We start from the raw sequence: 9,255 nt of genomic DNA on the forward strand, positions 1-9,255 counted from the left end.
GAGCTTGCTTCCGTTTAACTTGATAATACAAAGATAAAACACTGCTACATAAATCGTTTTTTTAGCTAAAAAAAACAGCCTCCTTTTTGTCCACTTGAAAAATATCAAGGTCAAACAGCCTCCTTTTTGTCTATTACACCAAAATTGATTATTTAGTACGTAATTTTCATAAACTTTTTTTACTTTAATAATTATATTGAAATACATTTGAGACTATAAAACCACATATCTAATGAAGGAAAAGCTAATTTTAACCATCACACTTACGCTTTTAGTTTTTATTGCTAAAGCAATTTCCAATTGATCCAGAAACACAAAAGGTAAAATACACCGATATTGTCAAGTTTGAAGGAATGACTAAAGACCAGCTTTATCATAAGGCTAAATTATGGATTGTTTCAACTCTGAAATCAGGAGACAACATGGTTGAACTAAACGGAACAAGTTCTGACCAGATTGTGGGCACTGGAAATTTATTATTAGATAGCGTACACCATTATGTATATGATGGTTTCTATGCTAAAGGTCAACTGAATTTCAAGTTTATTATCTTTTGTAAAGAAGGAAGATTGAAATATTCTGTTGAGAATTTTCTTTTCACTTTCAAAGTAAGCCAAAACGATATTAGACAAAAAGCAATTGAGGATCTTTTGATTAAGCCTGAAAGTGAAAAGAAAAAAGAGAAAAAAAAGAAAAAACCTAGTTTTGAAGAAAAAAATATTCCTTACCTTGACTCTCAAATAAAAGCTCTCATCGCTGATTTCCTTTATAAAATGAATAAGAGTGATGAAGATGACTGGTAACTTTCAAAGTTTAGCCATATATTTCCCGATTATCTCCCGAAAAATAGATTGAAAGGGTGGATGCAAAACTCAAGCAAATAATGACTTTACTTATATCGACAGTTTAAAATGGCCGCTAATTACAAGTCCAATGCCCCGGATTAGAAAACAATGAAGTATCAATAATTGCATCCTCACCAGCAAAAGAATAGTCTAAAATAGAATCAACATATTTATAATATACATCAATATCATGCATATCGCCGCAATATGTATATGTTGAAAGAACCGAGCTATCTGGAAGTTTTAGAATCGAAAAAGTTGCACATTTCCTGCCATTTGCGAGATAGGAAATATCTGCCTCATAAGCTGAAATTTCTGAAGGAGTACCGCAAAATTCTTCGTATTGAACTTGATTAGTATCGAAAAATAATGTCGAATCAATAATCTCCCCAACTATTTCACAAGTTATACATTTTTTGCAGGAATTTGAAATCGACAAAATCAAAAATAGACTAATAAAAACTAAAATAAAACTCTTCATTTTTTCATACTTTATTATTCAGCGAAAATAAAAATTTATTTCGTACTAAAATTATTTCAATGAATAAAAAAAAGCCCTAACTAAAATGTTAGGGCTGATACTTTAATTTATCATCAAATAAATTGCGAATTGGGCAACTTTGCTAAAGTTTTGATATTCTTTAAGATACAAACTATTTCTTAAACTTCTTCAACACATCTTTCACAGCATCTTTATGAACTGTGAATCCCATCATTTTAAGTTTTATATAGTCTTCCTGAAAAAAGTAAAATCCGAATTCCAGAGCATTTTCATCATTATTTCTCGAACCAGAGCTGGAATCTTTTATCAAATACCAATCTTTTCCATTTTTTGTGGTGTGTCCCACTAGGTGCATTCCGTGATCGTCAGTGGTTGTTTTATTCGAAAATCTGAATTGGCGGGCATCTTCGTCAATAAATTCCGATGGAATATCGAAAGTTGGAATTAGTGCACAATTTGTGCTACGCAAAAAACCTGCTTCCGAAACATCACCACCAATACTCATTGTATATCCATTTAAGATTGCATTTTTTAATGCATCCATATAAATATCTAAAGGTACATTATAATACTCTTGACTGTGCCACCAATTGTCGGGCACTTTATATTCTACCTGCTCCCAATATGGTTCTTGTTTGTACGAAAGAATTTCTACATAATCATTCGGATTAATTTTCAAATACTCTTGCAAATATTGTTTGGGTGTAATTTTTTTTCCGTCAACAAAAAACTTGGTTGGAGGCATACCAATATGATGGTTCATAATATTTTTAATGGTCTCTAAAACAATAGCTTCGTTCCAAGCATTTGTCTCTTTCAATGAATTTAAATAAGCGTTCATTTCTTTAACCATTTTTTCGTGGGTATGAAATTTACGTCCATTTATCAAACCCATGTATTCGCTATATGGAACTGCTCCATATTTTTTGAACATTCGTGTAACTGCATTAGCTTCAGAACCTTGCGAAAAATGAGAATCTCCTCGTTCTTGAACAAAGCGGCGTGCCTTCTCTACATATTCCCAATATGCAATATAAATTTCCGAAAGTTTCACCTTTTTGCCAGTCAAACGAAATACTTCGCTTTCGTAGAAAGAAGTGGTTGAATAGCACCAGCAAGTACCTGCATTTCCTTGCGAAATTGTCGGATTGTGCCATGATACAGTTTTATAATCTGTCATTTTATTTGGCATTTTAAGCCCCGACTGATCCATTTGAAAACGTTTGTAAACATCCTTTTTTTCGAGTTTTGAATCAACGTCTCTTACATCTTTTAGAATTGACTCATAATAATAGCCTATGCCTTTTTCTATGACTAAGAATTTGCTTTTGTCCTTTTTTTGCGAAAAAGAAAAACTGCTTACCAGTAATAATGATATAAGAATTATTGCGAATTTTTTCATAATATAGATTGACTATAAAGTTTAATGTTTTGATTAAATATTCCTTTCTCGTTTAGAAAAGAAAAAATCACTTTCTCTATTGGCACTTTCGTCGCTATCGGAGCCATGAATTGCATTTTCCTGAAGCGATTTGGCATACAATTTTCTAATAGTACCTTCATCGGCTTTTGTCGGATCTGTATTTCCTATCAATTTCCTGAAGTCGGCAACTGCATTTTCCTTTTCCAAAATAGCAGCAACTATCCTCCCCGAAATCATAAATTCAACCAAACCCTCAAAAAATGGTTTTCCTTCGTGCTCTGCATAAAACTCTTCAGCATGATGCCGTCTGAGTTTCACCATTTTTAAAGCAACAATTTCAAATCCTGCTTCTTCAATCTTAGTTAAAATAGGGCCAATATATCCCTTCTCAATTGCCGATGGCTTAATCATCGTAAATGTTGTATTTCTCATACAAATTGTTATTTAATTATTAATTTACTTCCAATTTTTTCATAAGATATTATATATTTGAAAGCTGTAAAACACATACAAATTAAATAATTTATTTTGAAAAAAATAGCCCAAAATATTATCAACGATATTAATTCTCTGATAATCAACAAAAAAAACATAGTTATTATTCCACACCAAAATCCTGATGGAGACGCTATTGGTTCGGTTTTAGGATTATTTCATTTTTTTACTGCAAAAGGCAAATCTGCGACAGTGATTTCTCCTAATAATTTTCCCGATTTTCTTAAATGGATGCCCGGAGCCAATGATATTCTCATTTTTACTAAAAATCAAAAACACGCAAAAAAACTGATACAAAACGCTGAATTGTTCGTTTTCGGTGATTTTAATAGCCTTAGCAGAATTAAAAACCTTGAGAAAAGCATATTACAAAACGATGCTCCAAAAATTCTTATAGACCATCATCCATATCCTGACGACTTTGCAAACTTCACTATATCAGACACTTCTGTCAGTTCTACGGCTGAATTAGTTTTCGAATTTATACTTAGCTTAAATTCGATAAATGAAATTGATAAAAATATTGCTGAATGTTTATATGCCGGAATTCTGACCGATACCGGAAATTTCAGCTACAATTCGTCTAATCCCCGAACATTTGAAATTGCTGCTGAACTATTAAAAAAGAAAATCAATAAAGATCATATTTTCAAAAATATTTACGACAATTATGCATTGAGCAGATGGAAATTACTTGGATATTGTCTGTACGAAAAAATGAATATTTTGCATGAATTCAAAGTTGGATATATCAGTATTTCGAAACAAGAATTAGAAGATTTCGATTTCGTACCCGGCGATACCGAAGGTTTTGTAAATTACCCCTTGTCGGTAAAAGGAATTGTTGTTTCGGCTCTTTTTATAGAAAAAAATGACATAATCAAAATTTCTTTTAGGTCGAAAGGAGAATATGCTGTCAACGAATTAGCAAAGCAATATTTCAATGGTGGCGGGCATAAAAACGCTGCTGGCGGAGAAATTGAATTGTCCTTGAACGAGGCAATTGAAAAATTCATTTCCGTTTTACCAAACTTTTTCGAAATCGATGAATAAATCAAAACTTCTATTAATTACAATTTTCTCCTTATTATTGGGTTTTTCATGTACTGAGAATAAAAAACCTCTATCAGACAAAGAAATTAAGAAATACAAAAAACCGCTTGAGAATGTAAATAAATATTTGGTTGAAAAAGATGCCGAAATAATTGGAAGTTACGCTAAACGGAGAAATTGGGATATGCAAACAACAGAATCGGGTCTGTGGTATATGATTTATAAAAATGGCACTGGACAAAAAGCAGAAAATGGAATGATTGCAAGAGTAAATTATCATGTAAGTTTGCTTGATGGAACTTTTTGCTATAGCACAGATTCGCTCGGACCTGAAGATTTTAGAATAGGGCATAGTACTGCCGAACAAGGCTTGCAAGAAGGAATTATACTTATGAAAATTGGAGGCAAAGCTCGATTTATCCTTCCACCCCATTTGGCTCACGGTTTGCTTGGCGATGCGGACAAAATTCCACTTCGAGCAACAATTATTTATGATGTTGAACTTTTAAACTTGTTTGAAAACTAACAATATATAAAATCACAAATAGCAATTTGTCGGCAATTTTTTAAATTTCAAAAAAAAAATCGAAATTAAATGGAACATACAAAATACAAAATTCTATTAGTTGATGATGAGGAAGATATTTTAGAATTTCTTAGCTACAATTTGAGGAAAGCGGGATATATTGTTGCAACAGCAAATAATGGAAGAGATGCAATAATCCTTGCAAATCAAGATGTTCCGCATTTAATTCTGATGGACATAATGATGCCAAAAATGGATGGGATAGAAACTTGCGAAGAAATTCGCTTCAATCCTAAAATGCAGGATACAATAATTGCATTTCTAACAGCAAGAGGTGAAGATTATTCTCAAATTGCTGGTTTCGAGGCTGGAGCAGACGATTATATAACCAAACCAATAAAACCTAAAGTCCTACTAAGTAGAATAAAAGCACTGCTTAAAAGATATGGGAAACAAACAGATTCTTCTAAGGAAGGAGAAAATATCATTGACATTTCAAATTTAATTATTAACAAAGAAAAACATCTTGTAACCGTTGATGGTAAAGAAGTTTCCTTTCCTCGAAAAGAATATGAACTATTGCTATTGATGAGTACACATCCCGGAATTGTAATAACTAGAAACGAAATATTTCTGAAAATTTGGGGAGACGATGTTATTGTTGGCGATCGCACTATAGATGTCCATATTAGAAAACTTCGGGAAAAAATTGGGAACAATCATATTAAAACTATCAAAGGAGTTGGGTATAAATTTGTTGAGTAAAAATTTCGATCGATAGTTTTAAAATATTATACTTAATAAATTAGCAGTAACTTTGTATAAATATTAAATATAATGAAAGAATTTAGAGAAAAATATATAAATCCATTTACCGATTACGGTTTTAAAAGACTTTTCGGAGAAGAACCAAATAAAGATTTATTGCTTGACTTTCTTAATGAGTTACTAAAAGATATGGAAGGCGAAATAAAAGAGATTTCTTATTTACCTACCGAAAGACTTCCATTTTCAAAAGGAGATAGAAAAGCTATTTTCGATTTGTATTGTACTAATGAAAATGGAGAGAAATTTATTGTAGAGCTCCAGAAAACCAAACAGAAGTTCTTCAAAGACAGGACACTATATTATTCCACATTTCCTATTCAAGAACAATCTATTGTAGGACAGGATTGGGATTTCGAACTAAAAAAAGTTTACACAATTGCAATATTAGATTTTGTGTTTGACGAAGACAAAGACCAGCCCGAAAAATTTCGCTACGATGTGAAGTTATCTGATCTCGACACAAAAAAAGTCTTCTACGATAAATTGACTTTTGTCTATTTAGAAATGCCTAAATTTAACAAAAGAGAAAACGAACTCAAAACAAAATTCGATAAGTGGCTTTTTGTACTAAAGAACTTAAACAAATTAGACAGAATACCTCTTGAATTAAAAGAAAACATCTTTTTAAAACTGTTTGAAATAGCAGAAATTGCAAGATTAGACAGAAGTGAGTTTAATAGATACCAAGAAAGTTTAAATGCCTATAGAGATATTAAAAATTCTGTTGATACTGCTCGTGAAGAAGGAAAAATTGAAGGAAAAATTGAAATTGCAAAAGGGATGTTATCAAAAGGAATGGAAATTTCATTAATAATGGAATTATCAGGACTGACAAGCGAAGAAGTTAAAGCACTTCAATAAAAATGAGTTTTCATAGTAAACTAAATAAATAAAAATATGATCCATAAAAAAAATCAAATTATAATCCTTTTTTTGCTTATTTCATTTTTCGGATATTCGCAAAATCACAAATGCAATAAATCTCATAAGTTTAGTATTAATAAAAGTTTACATAGTGATTCTATTGATGTTTTGCACTATACAATAGATCTTAAAATTGTAGAATTTAGCACTAAAACAATCTCAGGAAATACTGAGATAAAACTAATTCCGAGAGAAAATAATGTAAGCAAAATATTGCTCGACTTATTGCAATTGACTATAGATTCGATGCAGCTCAATAATTCAAATTATACAAATTACACATATAATGATTCTGTTATCGAAATTGTACTTCCTTCAGCAATAAATCCTGTTGACACTAATTTACTTAAGATTTTTTACAGTGGGAGCCCTCAACTTGACCCAACCGGCTGGGGTGGTTTCGATTTTCAGTCTGGTGTTGCCTACAATTTGGGAGTTGGTTTTGGCGAAGACCCACACAATTTTGGGAGAGCTTGGTTTCCGTGCATCGACGATTTTATTGACCGTGCTACTTACGATTTTCATATTTCTGTAAGCCCGCAACACACGGCTGTTTGTAATGGCACATTAGTTTCTCAACAATTCAACAACGACAGCACATTGCAAACTTTCCATTGGAATTTAAGAGATAAAATCCCGACATATCTCGCCTCAGTAGCAGTTTCAAATTTTGTTGCAGTACGCGACACTTTCAACCTAATCAATGGAGAAATACCATCGGCATTGTATGTTCGCCCAAGTGATAGTATAAATGCAATAAATTCATTCATAAATCTTGGGCAAGCATTGGCAGGATTCGAAGAAGATTTTGGGGCATATATCTGGGAACGAGTGGGTTATGTCAGCACTCCGGTTGGAGCAATGGAACATCCAACAAATGTAGCTTTCCCAACCGGCTGTTTCAACGGCAGTTTGTCTTGCGAAAATACAATGGCACACGAACTTTCGCATCATTGGTTTGGAGACCTAATTTCTTGTGCCACTCAAGAAGATATGTGGATAAATGAGGGTTGGGCTTCCTTCTGCGAATCTATTTTCAAAGAATATGTTTATGGTTATCAAGCATATAAAGACTATACAAGAGAAAATCATCACAATGTTTTGAAAAAAACACATATAACCGACGATGGTTATCGAGCAATTTATGGAATCCCACACGCCTACACCTACGGTAGTACAGTTTATGACAAAGGTGCAAACGCTGTTCATTCACTGCGAGGATATCTTGGCGATGATTTATTTTTTGATGCTACAAAAAATTTCCTTCAAACTTATTCTTTTCAACCTGTTACGACTGAAAAATATAAAAACCAACTAAGTTCATTCACGGGAATTGATATGACCGGATTTTTTGATGCCTGGATATTATCGCCTGGCTTTGTGCATTTTTCTATCGATTCATTTTCTGTGGAAAACGCAGGAACTGACTTTGAAGTTGAAGTTTTTGTTCGCCAAAAATTAAAACATGCTCCAAATTTTGCAAACTTCAACCGCCTTGAAATAACTTTTATGGACGAAAATTGGCAAATCCAAACTGAAATTCTTGAATTTTCTGGAGAGCTTGGGAGCCAATCTTTTACAATCCCTTTTGAGCCAAAAATAGTTTTGGCTGATGCAGAAGAAAAGCTCTCAGATGCAACCACCGATGAATATAAAACCATACAAAATACAGGAGTTCATTATTTCGACAATTCAACCTATTTTGTTTTAGATGTAGAGCAAATTTCTGATTCGGCATTTTTGCGAGTCGAGCACAATTGGGTTTCGCCCGATCCTCTAAAAATAGTTGATGAAGCATACACTTTATCAGATTTTAGATATTGGAAAATTGATGGGATTTTACCTGCAAATTTTCTGGCAAAAGCAAAATTTTCTTTCGATAAACGAGCCAATCAATATATGGATTTCGATTTGTTGGATACTGCAAATATCGACTCTTTAATTATCCTCTATCGCCCGAATACCGCAACTGAGTGGAGCGAAATTGCCTTCGAAAGAACAGGAGTTTCATATTATGGCGATCTGGTAGTTGACAGTTTGCAAGTTGGAGAATATACTCTTGCTCTACGCTACGGAGCAGGTTTGTTGTCGAAACCTTCCATAAACAAAGATAGAGCAGAATTAAAAGTCTATCCCAATCCATCGAACAACAGATTTGTTTTTGAATTTGACATAAAAGAGCAAGGGAAAATTGAAATTTCATCAATTGATGGAAAACGTGTTTTTTCTAAAAAAGTATATCAGTACCAAAATTCTGTGAATTGGAACAGCAACAAATTTCCGGAAGGGATTTATATTGTTTCTTTAAAAGAAAACAATATGAAAATCGCTGAAAGAAAAATCGTTGTACAAAGATGGGTTAATTAGTTTCATTTTCATAAGTTGGCTATAACTCACCGATGTTTTGCATCGAAATAAATAATTGTAATCATTTGAAATACTTCATTTTATGTTAATAAAGAAAATTAAGTCAAATATGGAAATCTTAAACCATTGATATTAAACAATATACATTTTCGGCGTAATAGACAAAAAGGAGGCTAGAAACTTCTATAGCCTTTTATTTGCATAGCTTTGCATCAAATCAAAGGTTATGAATAAAAAAAATGCTTTTATTGCAGCAGTACAATTCTTAAAAAAAATGGAATTAGAAACGGCA

General features: G+C 32.6%; 9 protein-coding genes. 6 read left to right on the top strand and 3 right to left on the bottom strand.

What is annotated here, in order from left to right; genetic code table 11:
• Positions 1-353 precede the first annotated feature (353 nt).
• Complete coding sequence (locus tag HN894_09950; protein MBT7143651.1) at positions 354-803, top strand: DUF4468 domain-containing protein; 450 nt, start codon at positions 354-356, stop codon at positions 801-803.
• A gap of 115 nt (positions 804-918) precedes the next feature.
• Here the strand turns inward: HN894_09950 and HN894_09955 are convergent, their stop codons facing one another.
• From HN894_09955 to ndk, 3 genes are all read right to left on the bottom strand, one after another.
• On the bottom strand, positions 919-1,326 hold the full coding sequence (locus tag HN894_09955; protein MBT7143652.1) for a hypothetical protein: 408 nt from the start codon (positions 1,324-1,326) through the stop codon (positions 919-921).
• 172 nt (positions 1,327-1,498) lie between these two features.
• Positions 1,499-2,749 carry a peptidase C1 gene (locus tag HN894_09960; protein ID MBT7143653.1) on the bottom strand — a complete coding sequence of 417 codons (1,251 nt, stop codon included), beginning with the start codon at positions 2,747-2,749 and terminating at the stop codon, positions 1,499-1,501.
• Between the two features lie 33 nt (positions 2,750-2,782).
• Positions 2,783-3,202, bottom strand: coding sequence for a nucleoside-diphosphate kinase (ndk, locus tag HN894_09965; protein MBT7143654.1), 420 nt, complete (start codon positions 3,200-3,202; stop codon positions 2,783-2,785).
• A gap of 96 nt (positions 3,203-3,298) precedes the next feature.
• Between ndk and HN894_09970 the strand changes: the two genes are divergently transcribed.
• The 5 genes from HN894_09970 (at position 3,299) to HN894_09990 (ending at position 8,963) form a co-directional block, all read left to right on the top strand.
• The gene (locus HN894_09970; protein MBT7143655.1) at positions 3,299-4,318 is read left to right on the top strand and encodes a bifunctional oligoribonuclease/PAP phosphatase NrnA; all 1,020 of its coding nucleotides are present in this window, start codon (positions 3,299-3,301) and stop codon (positions 4,316-4,318) included.
• Positions 4,311-4,844, top strand: coding sequence for a peptidylprolyl isomerase (locus HN894_09975; GenBank protein ID MBT7143656.1), 534 nt, complete (start codon positions 4,311-4,313; stop codon positions 4,842-4,844). The genes HN894_09970 and HN894_09975 overlap by 8 nt, the downstream gene beginning before the upstream one ends.
• Positions 4,845-4,913: 69 nt before the next feature.
• On the top strand, positions 4,914-5,609 hold the full coding sequence (locus tag HN894_09980; protein MBT7143657.1) for a response regulator transcription factor: 696 nt from the start codon (positions 4,914-4,916) through the stop codon (positions 5,607-5,609).
• Positions 5,610-5,681: 72 nt separating this feature from the next.
• Positions 5,682-6,533, top strand: coding sequence for a PD-(D/E)XK nuclease family transposase (locus HN894_09985; protein ID MBT7143658.1), 852 nt, complete (start codon positions 5,682-5,684; stop codon positions 6,531-6,533).
• Positions 6,534-6,569: 36 nt separating this feature from the next.
• Positions 6,570-8,963, top strand: a complete 2,394-nt coding sequence (locus HN894_09990; GenBank protein ID MBT7143659.1) for a T9SS type A sorting domain-containing protein — start codon at positions 6,570-6,572, stop codon at positions 8,961-8,963.
• The last annotated feature ends 292 nt before the right edge of the window (positions 8,964-9,255 follow it).

Source organism: Bacteroidota bacterium, from assembly GCA_018692315.1.
In the GTDB taxonomy this organism is placed as follows: Bacteria; Bacteroidota; Bacteroidia; order Bacteroidales; family JABHKC01; genus JABHKC01.

What these genes read in the sequence shown, in the direction of transcription:
- HN894_09950 (MBT7143651.1), top strand. Translation starts at nt 354, where the DNA reads ATGACTAAAGACCAGCTTTATCATAAGGCTAAATTATGGATTGTTTCA.
- HN894_09975 (MBT7143656.1), top strand. Translation starts at nt 4,311, where the DNA reads ATGAATAAATCAAAACTTCTATTAATTACAATTTTCTCCTTATTATTG.
- HN894_09990 (MBT7143659.1), top strand. Translation starts at nt 6,570, where the DNA reads ATGATCCATAAAAAAAATCAAATTATAATCCTTTTTTTGCTTATTTCA.
- HN894_09985 (MBT7143658.1), top strand. Translation starts at nt 5,682, where the DNA reads ATGAAAGAATTTAGAGAAAAATATATAAATCCATTTACCGATTACGGT.
- HN894_09980 (MBT7143657.1), top strand. Translation starts at nt 4,914, where the DNA reads ATGGAACATACAAAATACAAAATTCTATTAGTTGATGATGAGGAAGAT.
- HN894_09955 (MBT7143652.1), bottom strand. Translation starts at nt 1,326, where the DNA reads ATGAAGAGTTTTATTTTAGTTTTTATTAGTCTATTTTTGATTTTGTCG.
- HN894_09960 (MBT7143653.1), bottom strand. Translation starts at nt 2,749, where the DNA reads ATGAAAAAATTCGCAATAATTCTTATATCATTATTACTGGTAAGCAGT.
- ndk (MBT7143654.1), bottom strand. Translation starts at nt 3,202, where the DNA reads ATGAGAAATACAACATTTACGATGATTAAGCCATCGGCAATTGAGAAG.